Annotated in this window: 21 protein-coding genes; 13 read left to right on the top strand and 8 right to left on the bottom strand. The window is 57.7% G+C overall.

Translation table 11 applies throughout. From position 1 onward, the window contains the following. Window positions 1-14 precede the first annotated feature (14 nt). The 7 genes from VR71_RS00470 to VR71_RS00440 all read left to right on the top strand — a co-directional run bounded on the left by VR71_RS00470 (window position 15) and on the right by VR71_RS00440 (window position 6,841). Window positions 15-833 (top strand): ABC transporter ATP-binding protein, encoded by an 819-nt coding sequence (locus tag VR71_RS00470; RefSeq protein ID WP_045680259.1) that lies wholly within the window; start codon window positions 15-17, stop codon window positions 831-833. 102 nt (window positions 834-935) lie between these two features. Then, entirely contained in the window at window positions 936-1,922 is a 987-nt protein-coding gene (locus VR71_RS00465) for a branched-chain amino acid ABC transporter permease (RefSeq protein ID WP_045680168.1), read from the top strand. A 4-nt stretch (window positions 1,923-1,926) separates the two neighbouring features. Further along, window positions 1,927-2,181 (top strand): hypothetical protein, encoded by a 255-nt coding sequence (locus VR71_RS00460; protein WP_009815821.1) that lies wholly within the window; start codon window positions 1,927-1,929, stop codon window positions 2,179-2,181. Further along, a complete protein-coding gene (locus VR71_RS00455) occupies window positions 2,182-3,258 on the top strand; it encodes a branched-chain amino acid ABC transporter permease (protein ID WP_009815820.1) in 1,077 nt (358 codons plus the stop codon). It abuts the gene before it with no gap. A 99-nt stretch (window positions 3,259-3,357) separates the two neighbouring features. Continuing rightward, the gene (locus VR71_RS00450; protein ID WP_009815819.1) at window positions 3,358-4,644 is read left to right on the top strand and encodes an ABC transporter substrate-binding protein; all 1,287 of its coding nucleotides are present in this window, start codon (window positions 3,358-3,360) and stop codon (window positions 4,642-4,644) included. A gap of 106 nt (window positions 4,645-4,750) precedes the next feature. Then, on the top strand, window positions 4,751-5,575 hold the full coding sequence (locus VR71_RS00445) for an ABC transporter ATP-binding protein (protein WP_040650282.1): 825 nt from the start codon (window positions 4,751-4,753) through the stop codon (window positions 5,573-5,575). Window positions 5,576-5,620: 45 nt separating this feature from the next. Further along, a complete protein-coding gene (locus tag VR71_RS00440) occupies window positions 5,621-6,841 on the top strand; it encodes a phenylacetate--CoA ligase family protein (RefSeq protein ID WP_045680164.1) in 1,221 nt (406 codons plus the stop codon). 57 nt (window positions 6,842-6,898) lie between these two features. On the opposite strand, the gene VR71_RS00435 is transcribed toward VR71_RS00440, so the two are convergent. Together VR71_RS00435 and VR71_RS00430 are read right to left on the bottom strand one after the other, a co-directional pair. Further along, window positions 6,899-8,137: an FAD-binding oxidoreductase gene (locus VR71_RS00435; protein ID WP_045680162.1), complete on the bottom strand. Its 1,239-nt coding sequence runs from the start codon at window positions 8,135-8,137 to the stop codon at window positions 6,899-6,901. Window positions 8,138-8,204: 67 nt separating this feature from the next. Then, window positions 8,205-8,597: a rhodanese-like domain-containing protein gene (locus tag VR71_RS00430; protein ID WP_296429651.1), complete on the bottom strand. Its 393-nt coding sequence runs from the start codon at window positions 8,595-8,597 to the stop codon at window positions 8,205-8,207. Between the two features lie 123 nt (window positions 8,598-8,720). On the opposite strand from VR71_RS00430, the gene VR71_RS00425 reads away from it, so the two are divergent. After that, window positions 8,721-9,053 carry a hypothetical protein gene (locus tag VR71_RS00425; RefSeq protein ID WP_085978783.1) on the top strand — a complete coding sequence of 111 codons (333 nt, stop codon included), beginning with the start codon at window positions 8,721-8,723 and terminating at the stop codon, window positions 9,051-9,053. Between the two features lie 445 nt (window positions 9,054-9,498). After that, complete coding sequence (locus tag VR71_RS00420; protein ID WP_009815808.1) at window positions 9,499-10,770, top strand: HAMP domain-containing sensor histidine kinase; 1,272 nt, start codon at window positions 9,499-9,501, stop codon at window positions 10,768-10,770. Window positions 10,771-10,777: 7 nt separating this feature from the next. On the opposite strand, the gene VR71_RS00415 is transcribed toward VR71_RS00420, so the two are convergent. Both VR71_RS00415 and VR71_RS00410 read right to left on the bottom strand, forming a co-directional pair. Further along, window positions 10,778-11,869, bottom strand: coding sequence for a Hint domain-containing protein (locus VR71_RS00415; RefSeq protein ID WP_045680158.1), 1,092 nt, complete (start codon window positions 11,867-11,869; stop codon window positions 10,778-10,780). A 3-nt stretch (window positions 11,870-11,872) separates the two neighbouring features. Further along, window positions 11,873-13,453 (bottom strand): Hint domain-containing protein, encoded by a 1,581-nt coding sequence (locus VR71_RS00410; protein WP_009815806.1) that lies wholly within the window; start codon window positions 13,451-13,453, stop codon window positions 11,873-11,875. A gap of 360 nt (window positions 13,454-13,813) precedes the next feature. Here VR71_RS00410 and dapE point away from each other — a divergent pair, with 360 nt between their 5' ends. Beyond that, the gene (gene dapE / locus VR71_RS00405) at window positions 13,814-14,965 is read left to right on the top strand and encodes a succinyl-diaminopimelate desuccinylase (RefSeq protein WP_045680156.1); all 1,152 of its coding nucleotides are present in this window, start codon (window positions 13,814-13,816) and stop codon (window positions 14,963-14,965) included. A 31-nt stretch (window positions 14,966-14,996) separates the two neighbouring features. After that, a complete protein-coding gene (locus VR71_RS00400) occupies window positions 14,997-15,590 on the top strand; it encodes a TIGR04282 family arsenosugar biosynthesis glycosyltransferase (protein WP_045680153.1) in 594 nt (197 codons plus the stop codon). Window positions 15,591-15,615: 25 nt separating this feature from the next. On the opposite strand, the gene VR71_RS00395 is transcribed toward VR71_RS00400, so the two are convergent. Next, window positions 15,616-16,218 carry a GcrA family cell cycle regulator gene (locus VR71_RS00395; RefSeq protein ID WP_045680152.1) on the bottom strand — a complete coding sequence of 201 codons (603 nt, stop codon included), beginning with the start codon at window positions 16,216-16,218 and terminating at the stop codon, window positions 15,616-15,618. A 225-nt stretch (window positions 16,219-16,443) separates the two neighbouring features. Between VR71_RS00395 and VR71_RS00390 the strand changes: the two genes are divergently transcribed. Then, window positions 16,444-17,229, top strand: a complete 786-nt coding sequence (locus VR71_RS00390; RefSeq protein WP_296429659.1) for an ABC transporter permease — start codon at window positions 16,444-16,446, stop codon at window positions 17,227-17,229. Window positions 17,230-17,373: 144 nt separating this feature from the next. On the opposite strand, the gene VR71_RS00385 is transcribed toward VR71_RS00390, so the two are convergent. Then, on the bottom strand, window positions 17,374-17,697 hold the full coding sequence (locus tag VR71_RS00385; protein WP_254656359.1) for a hypothetical protein: 324 nt from the start codon (window positions 17,695-17,697) through the stop codon (window positions 17,374-17,376). 178 nt (window positions 17,698-17,875) lie between these two features. Here VR71_RS00385 and VR71_RS00380 point away from each other — a divergent pair, with 178 nt between their 5' ends. Next, complete coding sequence (locus VR71_RS00380; RefSeq protein WP_045680147.1) at window positions 17,876-18,700, top strand: ATP-dependent Clp protease proteolytic subunit; 825 nt, start codon at window positions 17,876-17,878, stop codon at window positions 18,698-18,700. A 2-nt stretch (window positions 18,701-18,702) separates the two neighbouring features. Here the strand turns inward: VR71_RS00380 and VR71_RS00375 are convergent, their stop codons facing one another. Beyond that, window positions 18,703-19,113: a helix-hairpin-helix domain-containing protein gene (locus tag VR71_RS00375; RefSeq protein WP_045680145.1), complete on the bottom strand. Its 411-nt coding sequence runs from the start codon at window positions 19,111-19,113 to the stop codon at window positions 18,703-18,705. Window positions 19,114-19,202: 89 nt separating this feature from the next. Further along, complete coding sequence (locus VR71_RS00370; protein WP_045680143.1) at window positions 19,203-19,469, bottom strand: hypothetical protein; 267 nt, start codon at window positions 19,467-19,469, stop codon at window positions 19,203-19,205. Window positions 19,470-19,578: the final 109 nt, after the last annotated feature.

Raw genomic sequence — 19,578 nt, 5'->3', positions numbered from 1 at the left:
ATAGGGAGGCGGTCATGCTTGACGCGAGCGAAGGTTACACGACCGAAGACGGTCGCAAAATCGGCGGCGTGGTGATGGAGATGAAGAACATCACACTACGGTTCGGTGGTGTGGTGGCGATCAAGGACATCAGTTTTGACATCCGTCAGGGAGAAATTCGCGCCATTATCGGGCCGAACGGGGCAGGCAAATCCTCGATGTTGAATGTGATCAGCGGGTTCTATCACCCGCAAGAGGGTGAGGTCTGGTATCAGGGCGCACGGCGCCCACAGATGAGGCCCTACGAAGTGGCACGCCAAGGGATTGCGCGTACGTTTCAGAATATCGCCCTGTTTGAAGGTATGACCGTGCTCGACAACGTGATGACGGGCCGCATCCGGCAAATGAAGGCGGGCCTGCTGTCACAGGCAATCTGGAAGGGCAAGGCAGAGCGGGAAGAGACCTTGAACCGCGAAGTCGTTGAAAAGGTCATCGACTTTCTGGAGATCCAGCATATCCGCAAGACCCCGGTGGGGCGTCTGCCTTATGGTCTGAAAAAGCGGGTGGAATTGGCGCGCGCGCTCGCGGCGGAGCCGTCGATCCTGCTCTTGGATGAGCCGATGGCGGGTATGAACGTCGAAGAGAAAGAGGACATGAGCCGCTTTATCCTCGACGTGAACGACGAATTCGGCACCACGATTGCCCTCATCGAACATGATATGGGTGTGGTCATGGACCTCTCCGACCGCGTGGTCGTGATGGATTACGGCAAGAAGATCGGCGACGGCACCCCCGACGAGGTGCGCAGAAATCAAGACGTGATCGACGCCTATCTGGGGGTCGCACATGACTGAGCTATACAGACCAACCTCGGCCGGATCGCGCATGCTTGCGCGGCTGGCCTCTGGGGCTCAGGCACTGCGCCCCATGCACTCTGCGGATAGGGAGTCAGTCTAATGCCTGATCAATTGATTTTCGGGATGGAGGTCGTGCTCAATGGCCTCATGGCAGGGGTGCTCTATGCGCTGGTCGCCTTGGGCTTTGTGCTCATCTACAAGGCGTCAGGCATCTTCAACTATGCGCAAGGTGTGATGGCGCTGTTTGCGGCGATGACCTTGGTGGGGATGATGGAGGGGCGCGTACCCTTCAGCCATTTGATCAACGCGATTTTCGGCACAGAAATCCACCACTTTGGGTGGCACCTGCCTGGGCTGTTGGCAATCCTGTTGACCATGGTGATCATGGTGGCGCTCGCTTGGATTGTTAATCAGTTGATCTTCCGGCATCTGGTGAATCAGGAGCCGATCATCCTCTTCATGGCAACGATTGGTCTTGCCTATTTCCTCGAAGGATTCGGGGATATGATGTGGGGCAGCGACATCAAGAAGCTGGACGTGGGCCTGCCGCAAGGGATCAACGACTGGATAGACGCCACGACCTTCGAGATCATGGGTTACGGCTTTTTCATCGACAATCTTGATATTGTGGCGACAGGGGTGGCGGCGCTTTTGGTGATCGCTCTCGTGGCCTTTGCACAATATTCCAAGCAGGGTCGCGCGATGCGCGCGGTGGCAGACGACCATCAGGCGGCTCTGTCTGTTGGCATCTCGCTCAATTTCATCTGGGTCATGGTTTGGTCGCTGGCGGGGTTTGTCGCCCTGGTGGCGGGCATCATGTGGGGCACCAAGTCGGGCGTGCAATTCTCGCTCTCGCTGATCGCTCTCAAGGCATTGCCGGTGCTGATGCTGGGCGGCTTCACGTCGATCCCCGGTGCGATCGTGGGGGGGTTAATCATCGGGGTGGGTGAAAAGCTCTTTGAATTTGCGATTGGTCCCATGGTGGGCGGGGCAACCGAGAACTGGTTCGCCTATGTTCTGGCTCTTATTTTCCTCGTGTTCCGACCGCAGGGTCTGTTCGGCGAAAAGATCATCGAGAGGGTGTGAGACCATGCAAAAGCTCATCGCCATCGTCAACGTGATCGCCTGGGCCGGGTTCTGGTCGTTTGGCTATCTCGCGCTGTCGGCTCGGGTAGAAAACACCGGGCAGATGGTCACCGCCGCAGTTCTCGCCGCATTGGGTGGGGGTGTGGGTATGCTCGCATACCTCTGGCTGGTGCGCCACACCGAGGCCACAGGGTATGCCAAACCCGCAAATCGCGCGATCAAGCGCGAAGACGACGAAATCCATGGGGAGGTTCTCTAGATGTTTTACCGTGAGGCGGGGGATTTCAAGACCTCCTATACCGACGACAGCCAGACCTTTCCGATCAAGTTTGATCGTTACCGCTATTATGTGGTGCTGGTTTCGGCCTTTGCGGTAGTGCCGTTTGTGGTCAACGATTACTGGGTCAATGCGGTGTTTCTACCGTTTCTGATTTACGCGATTGCCGCCATCGGTCTCAATATCCTTGTGGGGTATTGCGGTCAGGTGTCGCTTGGAACGGGCGGGTTTATGGCCGTAGGGGCCTATTCGGTTTACAAGTTGATGACCAGCTTTCCCGACGTAAGCATTCTGATTCATATCATTCTTGCTGGCGTCATAACGGCAGCTGTCGGGGTTCTATTCGGCCTGCCGTCGTTGCGGATCAAAGGGTTCTACCTTGCTGTCGCGACCTTGGCGGCGCAGTTCTTTCTGGTCTGGCTCTTCAATCGGGTGCCGTGGTTCTACAATTACTCGGCCTCTGGCCAGATCAGCGCGCCCGAACGTTCCTTTTTGGGCGTGCCGGTCACGGGGGCGGAAACTGCCCCTTGGGCGGCCTATCTCTTTTGCCTCGTGTTCGTGGTGGCCTCGGCAATCATAGCGCGCAACTTGACGCGCGGTATGGCCGGACGCAAATGGATGGCGATCCGTGATATGGATATCGCCGCCGAGATCATCGGGGTGAACCCGCTCAAGGCCAAGCTCACTGCTTTTGCCGTCAGTTCGTTTTTTGTGGGCATCTCGGGCGCGCTGTTTTTCGCTGTCTATCTGGGCGCGGTCGAGGTGGGCGAGGCCTTTGGCATCAACAAGTCGTTCCTCGTTCTCTTCATGGTGATCATTGGTGGACTTGGGTCGATTTTCGGGAGCTTTGCCGGCGCCGCGTTTCTTGTGCTGTTGCCGGTGCTTCTCAAGAACACGCTTGTGGGGGGGCTTGGCTGGCCCACCGATCTTGCCGCGCATCTTGAGTTCATCATTGTCGGCGCGCTGATCATCATCTTCCTGATTGCAGAGCCGCATGGGTTGGCACAGTTGTGGCGCGTGGCCAAGGAAAAACTGAGACTTTGGCCCTTTCCGCATTGAGGATGGGGCAAAGGTGGGTTGACGCCCACCCTACGAGATTGGGCGTAAAAAATCGCGTCCAAGACGAGACGTCGGAAAAACCAAGGGAGGAATAAACCGATGAAACAGAGACTGCTGACGGCGCTGACCGCCGCCATGTTGGTCGCAAGCCCGGCGCTGGCCGAGCTGACGGTCGTCGACACAAGCTATCGCACTGGGCCTTACGGCGCGAATGGCATCCCGTTCTCGGACGGCTACCAGGATTACTTTACCCTGCTCAACGAGCGCGATGGCGGCATTGGCGGGGAGAAAATCAATCTGGTGGAATGCGAGACGGGCTATAACACTGAAAAAGGGGTGGAGTGCTATGAAGCCACCAAATCCGCGGGCAATGGCGCGCTGATCTATCAGCCGCTCAGCACCGGCATCACGTATCAGCTGATCCCCAAGGTTTCCTCTGATGGCATCCCGATGCACACGATGGGCTATGGCCGCACCTCGGCCAAGAATGGCGAAGTTTTCAAGTGGGTCTTCAACTACCCTGCCAACTACTGGGATGGCGCAAGCCACGCCATAACCCATATTCTGAACGAGAACGGCGGTGATATCAAAGGGCGAAAGATAGCGCTCGTTTATCACAACTCTGCTTATGGCAAAGAGCCGATCCGCACATTGGAAGAGCTGGCCAAGAAGCATGGCTTTGAACTGACGCTGTTGCCGGTCGAACATCCCGGGCAGGAACAAAAATCGCAGTGGCTCCAGATCCGCCGCGAAAAGCCGGACAATGTGCTGATGTGGGGCTGGGGCGTGATGAACCAAGTGGCCGTGCAAGAGGCGGTCAACATCCGCTATCCCATGGACCAGTTCATCGGTATTTGGTGGTCCGGCTCCGAGAATGACGTAAAGGCCGCCGGTGAGGGCGCCAATGGCTACAAGGCACTGACATTCCACAATCTTGGGGATGAGTATCCGGTCTATGACGACCTTCGCAAATTTGTGGTGGATGGCGGAAAGGCCGCTGGTGCAGGCGATCAGGTGGGCTCAGTGCTCTATAACCGGGGCATGTATGCCGCGATGCTGGCCGCCGAGGCGATCAAGACCGCGCAGGAAATGCACGGCGTGTCCGCGATCAACGCAGCGCAGATGCGGGACGGCATGGAGAATCTTGAAATGACTGAGGCCAAGATGGCGGCGCTCGGCCTGCCCAACTTTGGCCCCGAGTTCAAGGTCAGCTGTCAAAACCACGGTGGCAACGGCTTTGGCGCCGTGTCGCAATGGGATGCGGCTGCGGGCGAGTTCAAGCTGATCACCGACTACTTCCAGTCGGATCAAGAGATCATCTCGGCGCTCGTGGCCGAGGACAGCGCGGCCTTTGCCGCCGAAAGCGGCATCACGCCGGGCTGCTGATCTGAGTGAGCCATTCCGGTCGCGGAGTGATCCGCGGCCGGAGACCATGAGTGTTTTGACAAGATGACGACGGGGCTGTCCTGTCTGTCTGAGACGGAGATCTGTGATGCTGGATACTTCCCCACGCGACGAGACCCTGCTTGAGGTCAACAACATCGAGGTGATCTACAATCACGTCATTCTCGTGCTCAAGGGTGTCAGCCTCAACGTGCCCAAAGGCGGAATAACGGCCCTCTTGGGCGGCAATGGCGCGGGCAAGACCACAACGCTCAAGGCGATTTCCAACCTGTTGAAATCCGAGCGTGGCGAGGTGACCAAGGGTACGATCACCTACCGCGGTGAGCGGGTACAGGATCTCATGCCCTCTGATCTGGTCAAAAAGGGCGTGGTGCAAGTAATGGAAGGGCGGCATTGCTTTGAGCATCTGACGGTCGAAGAGAATCTCTTGACCGGGGCTTATACGCGTGGTGTTTCGCGTGGCGAGATTGATGCAGATCTGAACATGGTTTACGACTATTTCCCTCGCCTCAAGGAGCGGCGGAAATCACAGGCTGGCTATACCTCAGGCGGAGAGCAGCAGATGGTCGCGATTGGTCGGGCGCTGATGTCGCGCCCTGAGACAATCCTCTTGGATGAGCCAAGCATGGGCCTTGCGCCGCAACTTGTGGAACAGATCTTTGGCATCGTGAAATCGTTGAACGAAGAGCAGGGCTACACGTTCCTGCTGGCTGAGCAGAATACCAATGTGGCGCTGAGGTTCGCGCATTACGGCTATATCCTCGAATCCGGGCGCGTGGTGATGGATGGCGATGCCAAAAGCCTGCGTGAGAACCCGGACGTCAAGGAATTCTACCTTGGAATGTCGGATGAGGGGCGCAAATCGTTCAGGGACGTGCGCAGCTATCGCCGCCGCAAGCGTTGGTTGGCGTGACGCGCGGTTTCCCGTTTGCATGACCCTGCGCCAGAGGATGATGGCATGACCCAGTATTTTGATTCCCTTGAGACCCGAAGTGATGAGGCGCGCGCCGAAGCTCTGACACATCTGCTACCTCAGCAGATCGCGCGGGCGCAGGTCTTGCCGGGCTATGCTGGGGCTTTGGATGGATTTGACGCGGCACAGATGACTGACGTGGCCAATCTGGCGCGCCTGCCAGTGCTACGCAAATCTGACATGGGGCGCGCGCAAGGACAGGCCGCGCCGTTTGGCGGGCTCACGAGTCGTGCCGCGCATGATTTTGCGCATGTGTTTCAATCGCCGGGGCCGATATATGAGCCGGGAGGCGTGGCCCATGACTGGTGGCGGATGGGTCGATTTCTGCATGCCTGCGGTGTTGGTAGGGGCGATATCGTGCAGAACTGCTTTTCCTATCATTTGGTGCCTGCCGGAATGATCTTTGAGAATGGCGTGCGCGCGGTCGGCGCTGCGGTTTTGCCGGCCGGGACGGGCCAGACCGAATTGCAGGTGCGTGCTGCATGTGATGTGGGGGTCACCGCCTATGCCGGTACGCCCGATTACCTCAAAGTTATCCTCGACAAGGCCGAAGAGATGGGAGTGTCACTCAAGATCACCAAGGCGGCCGTCGGGGGCGGGGCGCTGTTTCCGTCGCTGAGGGCGGAGTACGCCGAGCGGGGCATTCAGTGTCTGCAATGCTATGCCACGGCTGATCTGGGCAATATCGCCTATGAAAGCGCGGCACAGGAGGGGATGATCGTCGACGAGGGTGTGATCGTCGAGATCGTGACCCCCGGCACGGGCACCCCTGTCGCCCCCGGCGAGGTGGGCGAAGTGGTCGTGACGACGCTTAATCCTGACTATCCGTTGATCCGTTTCGCCACGGGCGATCTCAGTGCGGTGATGGAAGGGACAAGCTCCTGTGGCCGCACAAACCTGAGGATCAAGGGCTGGATGGGCCGCGCCGACCAGACCACCAAGATCAAAGGCATGTTCGTCCGTCCTGAGCAGGTGGCCGCTTTGGTGGCGCGGCATGACAGCATTTCACGCGCGCGTGTGATTGCCAGCCGTGAGGGCGAGGCAGATGTGATGACCGTTCGGATCGAGGCCGCTGGCGGTGAGGCCGAGCATTTTGCCGGGTCAGTTGCCGAGACACTCAAGCTCAAGGGCCGGATCGAAATCGTGCCACCCGGCAGCCTGCCCAATGATGGCAAGGTGATCGAAGACCTGCGCAGCTACGAGTGACGCCGCCTAAATCTTGAGAAGATTTCGGACCGCGATCTATTCAAGATCGCGGGGCCGTCATGAGAACCGATTGGCGTCATAAGGCGCAAGGTCGATATTCGGGCGCTTGCCGCTCAAAAGGTCGGCCACGATCCGCCCCGTCTTGGGGCCAGCTGTCAGCCCAATATGCTGGTGTCCAAAGGCCGCGTGTACACCCGTGCGCCCAATCTCGCCAATCAGCGGCAGGCTGTCGGGCGTCGACGGGCGAAAGCCCATCCATTCCTCGACACCCTTATAGGTCAAATCGGGAAAGACGCGTGCCGTGCCACGCCGGATTAAATCGAGCGGCGCGCGGGATGGACCCTTGGTGATACCGCCAAGTTCGACTGTTCCTGCACAACGAAGTCCATGCGCCATCGGGTTAACAGCGAATTTGCTGCTGGCGATGATCATCGGGTTGCGTGGCATCTGCGAGGGTTTGTTGAAGTGCAGGTGATAGCCGCGCTCGGCCTCGAGCGGCACCTTCAGGCCGAGTTTTTGCATCAGGGGTTTGGACCAGATCCCGGCCGCCAGCACAGCACTATCGCAGGGCATTTGGCCGCGATCCGTTTCGACACCAGAGATGTGTCCATCCGAGAGCGTAATGTCGCGGACTTCGGCCTGGACAAAATGCCCGCCTTCGTCCTCTAGGACAGCGGCCAGATCGGCCATGTAGGCGCCGGGATTCAGAATGTGACCATGACCCTTGAGCGTTGCGAGGCATTGGATCGCGGGTCCGAGCATCGGCTCTGCCTCTTGCACGGCACCACCTTCCAACAACTCGGGCACATAGCCCGCCTCACGTTTGAGCGCCCAGCCATAGGCGTCAGCCTCAAATTCGGCTCGGCTTTCATAAGCATAGCTGAAATCACTGGAGGCCACCCATTTTTCGGCCCGCGTTCCGCGTGTGAGGGCAAGGTGTTGATCCAGACTGTCGCTGACAATGGCGGTGATCCCTGCCACCATGCGCCGCGTGTCTCGGTCATTGGCGTTGGCCGCGAATTTTATCAACCACGGGATCAGACGCGGGAAATAGGACCATTGCACAAAGAGTGGCTTATAGGGGTTCAGGGCATACTTCAGCCCGGTCGACAGCACGCCGGGCGTGTTGCCTGGCACAATTGCCCATTGCGCCAAGAGCCCGGCATTGCCAAAGGACGCGCCTGCGCCGGGGCCATCCTTGTCGAGCAGTGTCACATCGTGACCCGCCCGGCGCAGCCATATCGCAGCACTCAGCCCGCATATACCCGCGCCGATGACGATGATCTTGCTCGACATGATGTGCTGTCCCCTTTCTGTTTGCCTGCACGTTGGGCAACAGGGTGGGGGAATGCAAGAGAATGGTTCAGACCTTCTTGGGCTTTTCCGCCACTGTGCCGCCTGCTGCCTGCCAGCCTTTGAATCCGTCGCTGATGTGGCTCACGTTTTTCAGCCCCATTTCCTGAGCAGTTTGCGCTGAGAGAGCCGAGCGCCAGCCGGAGGCGCAGTAGAACACAAACCGATTGCCGCTTTGGAACTGCGGTTTTGCATAGGGGCTTTCGGGGTCGATCCAGAATTCCAGCATGCCGCGCGGACAATGGAACGCGCCAGTAATCATCCCGTCACGCTCCAACTCGCGAGGGTCTCGCAGATCGACAAAGGTCACGCCGTCGCAGCCGTGAAGGTTGAGCATCTCTGCGGCGGGACCGTGCTCGACCACCGCATTGGCCTCGGCCACCATATCCTTGATCTTTTTCACTTGTGTCTCCTCAGCTATGCCTTTTGTTTGCACGCTATCGTGTGCGGTGCCGGATGGAAACCCGGCCTACGCTTGACTTTGGGCATGGCTTGGCTCAGGGCTGCGCGCGATGGAGGGGCAGGCATGACCGACACTGAAAAGAAACCCAACCGCCAGCAGGTTTTTACACTGCTGGTGGAAATTGGCCGCAAGGCTGGGGACGGGCTGCCCGACAAGGCGACAGGGGCCGCGCTGATGGTCTATGCGTCTGGCGTCGATGAGGCTGAGGCGGTGCGTGAGACCGTAGCGATCCTTAAACAAGCCGATTGCGCGCCACTTGACGTGTCAGGGTACGGAACATTGGCCGAACGAGAGGCTGAAGGTCACGATATCTCCGATGAAGAGCGCGCCTTGATGCAGCGCGCTTTGGATGAAAATTCTGTGATCGTGGCGCAGATGACGCCATTCTTTGACTGATATTTCTATTTTCCGGATATTCTTCGGTGTCGGCCTCTCCTCTGGGGTGTATAATCGGCTGATCCGTGGAAATCGCGCAATCTGCGACCAATTATCGCGACGAAGTATAATTACGCCACGTTAACTCTCGCTTGGGTCGTAAGAATCTGCCGACTTTTCAATACACTGCAATCTATGCGATTATTTTTCGCCGGTCTTATTCGTCTGGGTCCGCAGAGCCGGCGAGCAGAATAAAATTCTGCTTCCCATTATTAAATCAACACGTATTTATGTATCGGGGCAATTATTGGAAGACGGTTTTCCAGATGATCCAACCTATACAATAGGTTGGACTACACTTTTTCTGATGATTGGCCATTTTAAGGATTGGGATCTCAGTGACATCAACTGATGACCGATTTGGCAGAGTGTTACAAAGGTAGAAGCTCTGATGCAGAGACACTTGATGGACCAAAATGTGACTGAGGCGGGCGCGCGTCGCCGACAGATTTCATTTGCCTTCGTCTGGTTTGGGCTTGTCTTCACCTTTGGCTGGATGGTTCTCACAGCGCTGAGCGGTGAGATTGAGGTATTCTTGATCGGCGCGCAGGCCTTTAGCGGGTTTGCCCTCGTGCGGCTGTTCAAGACCCGCTTGCCTTTGGTCTGGGCCAACACCTGTTGGCTGACCTCTACCAACGTCGCTATTTTTCTGGGTGCTTGTGTGGTGCACCCAACCGGACAGGTGGACATCATGTTGATTCCGATGGTGGGATTCCCCTTTGCCGTGTTCTCGATCTACCGTGACCGGTTTCATATCGCGGTGCTGGTGGCTCTGCCTGTGGTGTTATGGGCTGTTTGGTTTGTCACGCAGGGGAATTGGCCTTTGATCATCGGCGAGGCAACCGCCGAGCGGATCTACGCACCGATGGCGGCCCTGACGGCGTTCAGTACGATCGTTTACCCTGTTCTTTATTTTGCGATTGTCTCGGCGCAGCATTCGCTCGAGATCAAGCGCGCGCGGCGGGATGCCGAGCAGTCTAGCCGAGCCAAGACCGTGTTGCTGTCAGGTATCAGCCATGAAATGCGCACGCCCTTGAATGCGGTGATCGGTCTCGCTGATTTGTTGCGGGACGATGCGCAACGCAGTGGCGATGTACGGCAGGCCGAATATGCCAACCGGATCATGGAAGCAGGAGAGACCTTGCTCGCGACGGTGGATAAGACCATGCATTTCGCCGATATCGCAGCCCGCCGCACCTCGGTGACACTTGCGCCGGTGCGCGTCGCGTTGGTGATTGATCGAGTTGTCGCACGCTATCAGGAAGAGGCATTGCGGCGAGGCGTTCTGCTGCAAGTGGAGGACACCAAAGCCACTGTGCTCGCAAATACTGCGTTGTTTGAGGATGCCTTGGGGCAATTGGTAGAGAACGGTGTGCGCTATTGCGGGTCCGCGGGCACTGTCTGGGTTCAGGTCAAGAGCGAAAGAGCCGGGTATCACCGCATCACCATTGCTGACAATGGCCCCGGGTTCGGCGCAGTCGATCCGGCATTGGCCTTCGCACCGTTCGAGCGACTGGCGCACGCCACAGGGACGACGTTTGGCGCAGGAATGGGGCTTGCCCTCGCGCGGATCAAAGCTGAAGCGATGTCGGGCACTGTCGGGATAGATTTCGATGTCCCAAGCGGTGCGCGGGTCTGGATCGAATTGCCCGCCTCGATTGAAGCGGCGGCGTCCTGACTCTGGCTCAGGCTGCGCGGTTCATCGCCAAAGTTATTGCCTCATAGGGCTTGAGCACCGGCCAGATCGGCCTTGGGTGTTCGGGCAGGCGGGCGCGGTCAAACTCGGCCAGCACGCTGGCACGCAGCAGGTCTGGATTGCGCCGGAGACGCCCGATGTAAAGACTCTCCGTGCGGGTTCCGGCTGCAATGATCTCTTCATGTCCAGGCAAGAGGAGATGGTGATAGCTGACGATGTCAGAGGTCTCGGCGAAAAGCGCAGAGAAGCCGTTGACCAGATGACGTGCCGGGACCAGAACTGCCTCGCAACCGAAGAGGTACTCCACTTCAGAGCCACGGATCACCAACCGTTGTTGCGGAGAGACGACAATATCGTGCCGCAAGCCGAAATAGGGCGCGCGTAGCCGGACCGGACGAAAACTTCCCATGGCAGGCACGCGCCGCGCAACGGTTTGCAAGACCGGGACAATTTGCCCTTCGTCCGTATCCACCAGATCGCCTCGCTTGAGGTGACCCGCTGGCACATAACCTCGCGGAGTGCAAACCGGCACGCTTGCGCTCAGTCCGGGCATCGGGCCAATCGGTTCGATCTGGGTTGAAAGTGCGACAAAGATGACATCGGGGTCCATTTGGCGTTGACGCGGATCCGTCAGCACGGTGCGCAGGTCAGCAAGCGGCATTGGGTGTGGCGGCGGGAGCAGAATGCTGTGCACGCGGTCCATCTCGGGCCGCTCGAGGGACAGGCGTCCCCAACGTGCCGGAGCGTCCCAAGCATAGGTCAGACGCAAGGTGTCTGTGCGGTCATCGGCGCGGTAGGGCAGGGTTGCATGGCGCACATCGCCTGCCTGCGTCTCGATCAGCACAATTCCCCCGCCCGGCAAGGCCTGAAGCGAAAACCCTCCGCTCCAAGGATGGCTGCGGCTGAACGCGAGAAGAGTTTGCGGTCGCCCCTCTGACGACAGGCGGGTTTCGATCATCAGCGTGCCACGTGCCATCAGGGCGCAATCATGCGGTGGGGTCACCGTCTTTGACTGTGGCACGTCAAGCCCGCTCAGGGCGAGCCGCCCGCCGCTCTGATCTGAGAGACCGATCCATCCCACCGCTCAGGCCGCCAGTCCCTGCGCCACCAAGAGCCTTGCCTCATAACTCTTGAGGGTGCGGCGGGCGGCAGCGCTATATCCCACCCCGGTATCGGGGTCGATTTCCGGGAAAAGCGCGCAAATTTCAGCGATGATCTCGGCTTCGAAACTTTGCGTTGTTTGTGGTCCGGGCAAGAAACTTTCCGTGGCGAGCCCTTCTGAGAACACCACCTGATGTCGATCAAAGAGGATATGCACGTAATCGACCATGCCACCTTCTACCCTGCGTACTGAGCGGTCGTTGACCAGATCTCGGGCGGCAATCAGAACCTCGCGTTCGCCAAAGAGCAACTCGGCCAGACTGTCACGGATCAGCACCCGGTGCAGAGGGGAGAGGAGCAACTCCCGGTGCCGCCCAAATGTATTGGCAGCGATGCGGATCGGGGCGAATGCACCCTCTGCCGCAACGCGCCGCCGCCCGATCCAGCGCAATGGTTGTGGCCCCTCGTCTTGGGTGATCACCAAATCTCCGGGCCGTAGGGTTTCTACGCTGACCTCGCCGTCCGGTGTGCGGATCGAAGTACCGACAACAAAACATGGCACTGAATTGACGGTGACAAAACCCACATCGGTCTGGCCAGTGCTGCTCTGGACCTCATAGGTGAAGTTGAAGACCTCGGTGTCACCATCGCCTATCACCTCAATGGTGCCATCGGCATTCAACTGGATTTGCTGACCGGAATTCAGCGTGACGGTATCGCCAGCCACCACGGCCATGCCGTTGATATGGGTGATGACCAAAGTGCCTGCTGTGGTGTTGACGTCATTGCCAAGCAAGTCAATTATGCGCGTCCCATCCGGGAAAAGCGTTGTCAGATCATCCATAGCGACCAGCGTGGTCTGAACGCTATTGGCCGCAATCAGGACGGTCGAGTCGTAGTTGGCGTCGGTCACGTCCGCGATGCCGATGCGGATTGAATTCACTTCGCCGGAATTCACTGGGATGGTTAGGGTCATGGTGACGGTAAACCCGTCCATCTCGGTATTGAACTGATCTTGTGTGTTGTTGATGAATAGGTTGCTGTTGGACCCGCCATTGAGATTGTTGGGGTCAATGTCGCCGTCTCCGACGCTCAGGGGCACAAGGCTGCCATTGATCCAGACGCCAAAGAAATCCTGAAACGCACCTACGGCGAACTCCGGATACTCCTCAGAGGAAAAGACGAACTGCATCGTCATCACATCGCCGGTTGGGATAAAATCCACATCCAAAAAGGAGGCGTCATATGTCTGAGCGCCCGCGGCGGCATTGAAATCTGCCACGCCGTTCGGGCCGCTCGATGTGGTGGTGGTGTTGGCGCTCTGGTTCGATTGAAAGAAGTTGTTGTTGGTGAAACCGCGCAAATCGCCCGTTGAGAACATGACGCCGGTATCGCTTGGGACGACTCCGGGTGATATGGCGTCACCGTTGCTATATATGCCCGATGAATCCCGGTCCCCGGTATAGGAGGCGCTGATCACTTCAACGCCGTCCCCAAAAATTGTCTGTGCCATCTGAATCGCAGATGCGTTCAGGTTGATTGGAATTTCTACGCCCGCAACCATCGTCCTACCTGCCCCCGTTTTGGAGGCAGCGCACTCATTGACACGCGCAGTCCCTTAGACTGCCCGATCCGGGATGCAAACGCGCGTGTCGATTGCCTGGACTGCGCCTTGCTGCTCGAATGTCGCGGGCCAATCTGTCCTTTTCGGATCTAGCGGCCCTGACGTGGTATGTTTGCCCTGCCTCGGGTGTTTTTATATCCTTCCGGATAGCAAATTAATTCACGGTTGTTAAGGTTTAATCGCTGAAGGGCACACCAACCGGTCTATGTGTTGCGCGCGCGCTCTCTCCGCACTGCGGTTTGCGCTCGATTACGATCCGCGCTAGGCCTGCGGCTAAACCCGATTGACAGGATATGATCCATGCCTTTTCCTCCGCTTGATGCTGCCCGACTGACTGCCGACCTCATTCGCTGCACCTCTGTCACGCCCGAGGAGGGAGGAGCTTTGCAATTGCTGGAGCAAGTTCTGAGCGACGCAGGTTTCACCTGTGTTCGGGTGGATCGTGGCGGTATTGCCAATCTCTTTGCACGTTGGGGAAAGAAGGGCGCCGCGCGCGCATTCGGCTTTAATGGTCACACGGATGTCGTGCCAGTGGGGGATGTCGACGCGTGGAGTGTCCCGCCGTTTGGTGGAGTTGAGAAGGCTGGCATGCTTTGGGGACGAGGGGCCACGGATATGAAGTCTGCTGTGGCAGCCTTTGTCGCGGCGGCAGTTGATATGGTGCGCGACGCACCGCCCAAAGGGGCAATAATCATAACCATCACAGGCGATGAAGAGGGCGATGCAGTAGACGGAACGGTGGCACTGCTGGACTGGATGGCGGCAAACGATGAGCGCATGACGGCCTGTCTGGTCGGAGAGCCCACTTGCCCCGAGCGCATGGGCGAGATGATCAAGATCGGACGGCGCGGGTCGTTGTCCGCATGGTTCACGCTGACTGGCGTACAGGGGCATTCTGCCTATCCGCACCGGGCCAAGAATCCGCTACCCGCCATGGCGCGGCTTATGGATCGGTTGGCCTCGCACACTCTTGATAGTGGCACCGCGCATTTTGATCCCTCGACGCTGGCGGTGGTTACAATCGACACCGGCAATCCCGCAACCAATGTGATCCCGGCAAGTTGCCGCGCCACAGTTAACATTCGGTTCAACGATGCCCATACAAGCCAGAGTCTGATCGCGTGGATGCAGGCTGAGTTGGACGGCGTGAGCGATGAGTTTGGTGTCGCTTGCGAGATGCGTGTCAAGGTCTCTGGAGAGAGCTTTCTGACGCCGCCTGGACCTCTCTCTGACCTGGTCACACGCGCGGTTGAGGCGGAGACCGGCGTAAAGCCTATGCTATCGACAACTGGCGGCACGTCGGATGCGCGGTTCGTCAAAGATCATTGCCCGGTGGTAGAGTTCGGCCTCGTTGGGCAGACGATGCATCAAGTGGATGAGCGGGTTGAGGTGGCACAGATCCACCAACTCAAGGCGATTTATGCGCGCATTCTGAGCGATTATTTTGCCTAAACTGGTAACGTTACGCAAATACCTTATCGTCATGGTCAAGGAACCGCGCCCCGGTCGGGTCAAGAGCCGGCTGGGAAGAGATATCGGAATGGTCGCCGCAGCGTGGTGGTTCCGGCATCAAGTAAAGAGGCTTTTGCGCGCAGTCGAAGATCCTCGCTGGCAGGTGGTCCTTGCGGTTTCGCCCGACAATGCTGGTTTTCAGAGCCGTGTCTGGCCCTCGCATCTGGCTCGCGTGCCGCAGGGGCAGGGTGATCTAGGGGACCGAATGGGACGCCTCTTGCGCGGAATGCCGCCCGGACCGGTGTGTATCATAGGCGCGGATATCCCGGGCGTCAGCCGACGCCATATCGCCAAGGCCTTTGCGTCGCTTGGGCCAAATGACGCTGTGCTCGGCCCCGCACACGACGGTGGGTACTGGCTGGTCGGGCTGAAGCGGTCGCGCGGTATTTCCACCGCGCTCTTTCAAGATGTGCGCTGGTCGACTGAGCATGCGCTAGAGGACACAGTCGCCACTTTGCGCGGAGCGCGCATTGGGCTCCTTGATACCTTGCGAGACGTTGATACGGTGAGTGACCTCAGGTCGGCGGCACCCCACAGCGCTTGTGCTCGCCGAAGAGGCCGTTGAGACGCTGTCGGGTGTTCAGACAGAGTTAGCGTTTGCGATCGCGACGGCTGCTCATGGGCTGGAACGCGACACCAACATGTGCCTCACAATATGGTTTGCCGGATTGCACCGGAAGGCCACAAAACCAGAAATCAGGCGTTGCGGGATCGCCCACGGGCCATTTGCAGGTGCGTTCTGTCAGCTCCATCAGGGTCAGTTTCTTGGCTTTCTTCTCAATCGCGCTCACTTTTGCCAAGGCTTCTGGGTCGATCTCATTGGCCGAGGGTTGCGGCGGAAGGGGTTGGCCTGCGGGGATAATCGCTTTGACCCGGCTGATAGGTGCAACGGGGGCTGGATCGTTGACGGGCTCCGGTCTGGCATCCGCCTTGACTGAGGGTTTTGGCGTGGGCTTCGGTTGTGGTGCCTCGGCGGCTTTTGCTGCCGTGGGTTTGGTTTTTTGGTCCGGAGTACTGGGCGTCGCAGCCCCGGTTGAGCCTGTGCCATTGCGGTTTGACAGTCCAAGGCGATGCACCTTACCAATGACTGCGTTGCGGGTCACGCCGCCCAACTCCTTGGCGATTTGGCTTGCGGATTGACCCTCGCCCCACATCTTCTTCAGCAATTCAACGCGTTCGTCATTCCAGGACATCGGGGTTTCCTTCGGTCAAAAGGCGGACCGGGCCCCGGGCCCGCCGCCTTGTAAATCTGATCAAGGCTCTATTCTAGTCACTGGCGTGTGAGTTACAAGGCATCGAATCGCGGGCAGACGGCTGGATGCCGGAGAAACTTCCGAAAATCAGCGCGAAACGACGGACATAAGGAGCGGCACATGTCAGATCACGCAGAACGTGGCGGTATGACTTCACCTGCAACTATGGGAGCGCGGCGATTTGGCCGTGTCAACTGGCTGGGCTTGGCGACCCTTGCAGAGCGAGAAATGCGTCGTTTCATGGCAGTCTGGACCCAGACCATCATGGCCCCGCTGGTGACGGCCGGTTTATTTCTGTTGATTTTCAGCATTGCCATCGGACCTGCACGCGGTGATGTGATGGGCGTGCCGTTCACCACCTTCATTGCGCCGGGTATCCTTATGATGACGGTCATTCAGAACGCTTTCGCGAACACCTCTTCGTCAATTGTTATCTCCAAGGTTCAGGGCAATATTGTTGACACGCTCATGCCGCCCCTTTCGGCAGGAGAATTGGTGCTCGGCTATCTGGCGGGCGGGGTCGGTCGGGGCCTGCTTGTTGCAGTTGCAATATGGCTTGGGCTATGGGTTTTTCTCGGGATCGGGTTAGCGCATCCGCTTTGGGCACTTTGGTTTGTCCTGCTTGGCGCTGCCTTTCTGAGCGGGATTGGTATTGTCGCTGGGATATTTGCCAACAAATTCGACCAGATGGCAGCAATAACCAATTTTATCGTGACGCCCTTGGCGTTTCTGTCGGGCACGTTTTACTCGGTGGAAGCGTTGCCACCGGTGCTCTATACGATCACCCATTTCAACCCGATTTTCTATCTGATCGACGGGGCTCGCTATGGTGTGATTGGCGTGTCGGACAGCGATCCTATTCTTGGGCTCGCCGTGGGCACCGGCGCTACTCTGGTGATCTGCCTGATTGCCTGGCGTATGTTGGCGACGGGATATCGGCTCAAGGCTTGACCATAACAGATCGGGATGGGTTCGAAAGGTCAGCCGGCAAAATGGTGGACTGGCAGTATGCTAAGCAATGACGCCATGACGCCTGATTGAGCACGTTTGTTCTTGATTCCCATTTTAGCTTAGACGTCTTGGCGATCTGCTATCTCAGCGACAGACCTGTTCAGCGCGCTGAGCATAGGAACTATAGGCCTCCCAAAACCGTTCGTCGCCAGATCGTTTGGATTGGCGAACATCCTGCGCCGCCTGAGGATCGCGGTAGAAACGGACAGCACGTCGTTGTTGTGACCCACTCAGTGTCTCATTTGCAACCGCCTGAATGCAGCCGCAGAGTGCAGGGGACCGTGCCTTGCGGTCGGATTGCATGCAGGCTGTATTGAGCGGGCCGGTCGCCATTGGCATGCGGCGCGTATCGCCGCGAAAGCCATCAGACCCCCCGCAGCCCGCCAGTGCCAGAAGTGCGCTTAACATCACCCATCGCATCATTGCTCGTGCCTCATGCTCTTTTTGCTCTGCCCTGTCTCGGGCCTTTGTCGTGCAGGGATATTTGCCCCATCGGCGCTGAATTTTCAATTCACAAGATCGCCTCAGCCTGCAACAGTCGCCTCAGGTCACTTGTGCCATTTCTAAACCACAGGAGCCACCGATTATGGAGATCTCCGTCTCCAACTTAATTCTTCTGGGATTTCTTGTCCTGATGTTGCAGCCTTTGTTGACAGGCCGAGTGTTTGCGTTTCGTCGGGAACAGGCAATTCGAATGATCGAGCGACGGCGCAAAAGCCGCGTGATCACGATGATACATCGGCAGGAAAGGCGAAGCCTGTTTGGGTTCAACATGACAAACACGATTGGAATGGAGGATGCGCAATCCATCATTTCCGCGATCAAGGCGACGCCCCGTGACACACCGATTGATCTCGTTCTCCACACGCCTGGGGGGCTGGTCCTTGCCGCGATGCAGATTGCACGCGCGGTCGAGGCGCATCCCGCAAAGGTGACCATATTTGTGCCGATCTATGCAATGTCGGGCGGCACACTCATTGCACTTGCCGCCGATGAAATTGTGATGGGTGAGTTTTCAATGTTGGGGCCGATTGACCCGCAGATCATGGGGATCTCCGCCGCCTCGATTGTCGCCACTCGAGATTCCAAACCGGTTGAACATGTCTCGGATATCGCTCTCGTTCTCGCGGATGTCAGCGACAAGGCCATTCGTCAGGTCAAGCGCGGTGCCGTCGAGCTGATGACTCCGCGCCTAGAGCAGGCCAAGGCCGAGCAATTGGCTGAGACGCTGGCGTCCGGGACGTGGACGCATGACTATGCTCTCACAGCCACTGAAGCAGCCGGGTTGGGGTTGTCAATTACCGTAGGTCTGCCACCCGAGATTCTAGACTTGATGAAACTTTACCCCGCGCCCGTCAAACAATCGGCGGTCGAATTCTTACCGTTTGATCCACCAGGCCGACGTGGCTGACGCTATTTTTTCTTCTTTGATTTTTTGGGTTTTTTCTCGGGGTCTGGTTTCTTCGCCTTCTTCACTTTGTCTTTTTTGGATTTTTGGCCCTCTGCAGCCTTGGCGTTCTTCTTTTTCGCCTTGGAGGCTTTCTTCGACTTTGTCTTGTCCTTCGATGGTTCGGATTTCTCGGCGGCGTTCAGCTTGGTCTTCTTTGAGGCTTTGACGGGGCTTTCTTTGGTGCGCTCTGGTGAGGCTGAGAGTTTCTTGGCTACTGCAATGAATTCTGCCGCACGCGCTTCCGAGATGCCGCGCACTTGGCTCAGGGTTGGCACATCTGAGCCGCTCAACTGTTTGGTGGTGGTGATTCCGATTTTGGCGAGACCTGTCGCAATGGCGGGACCAACGCCAGGAATATCGTTCAAGTTTGACATGTTCTTTGTCCTGTCGAGTGGAGGTTGTCTGTTGAGGAAGGTTTGAGGTGTGTTTGAGTGTAATGGGCGCGCTTGGCCTGCACCGTCGGTCATTTCTGTCTTTTCAGGCGCTTGGATTTTTGTTTCTTTGGTGTCAGATCATGTATCTCTTCAGTGCTTATGTTTGAAGTTTCAGCCGCAAAACTGATTTCTCCATGTGATCTCACAAAGTCCTTTATGAAAGCACGGATTTCCCGTGCAGCACTGGTATCGAGCGTCTCGCAAAGACCGACAAAGTTATCACGATCACTCCCTTTGATCCGGATGATCAACTGACTGTCCTTGCGGTCTTTCTTGGCCCTTGATCCGTCTGCCATCCGAATGTCTCCCAATTCCTCAATTCCTACCAAAGAGCCTATACAATGTATATACACTATTGTGGTCGCCGTTATGCGACGACATGAAATGAAAAACGGCCCACCACTG

Origin of the sequence: Roseovarius sp. BRH_c41 (assembly GCF_000961715.1) — a bacterium.
GTDB lineage: Bacteria > Pseudomonadota > Alphaproteobacteria > Rhodobacterales > Rhodobacteraceae > Roseovarius.
Note: the sequence above shows the minus strand (reverse complement) of the source record. Positions and strands in the feature narration are given on the sequence as shown.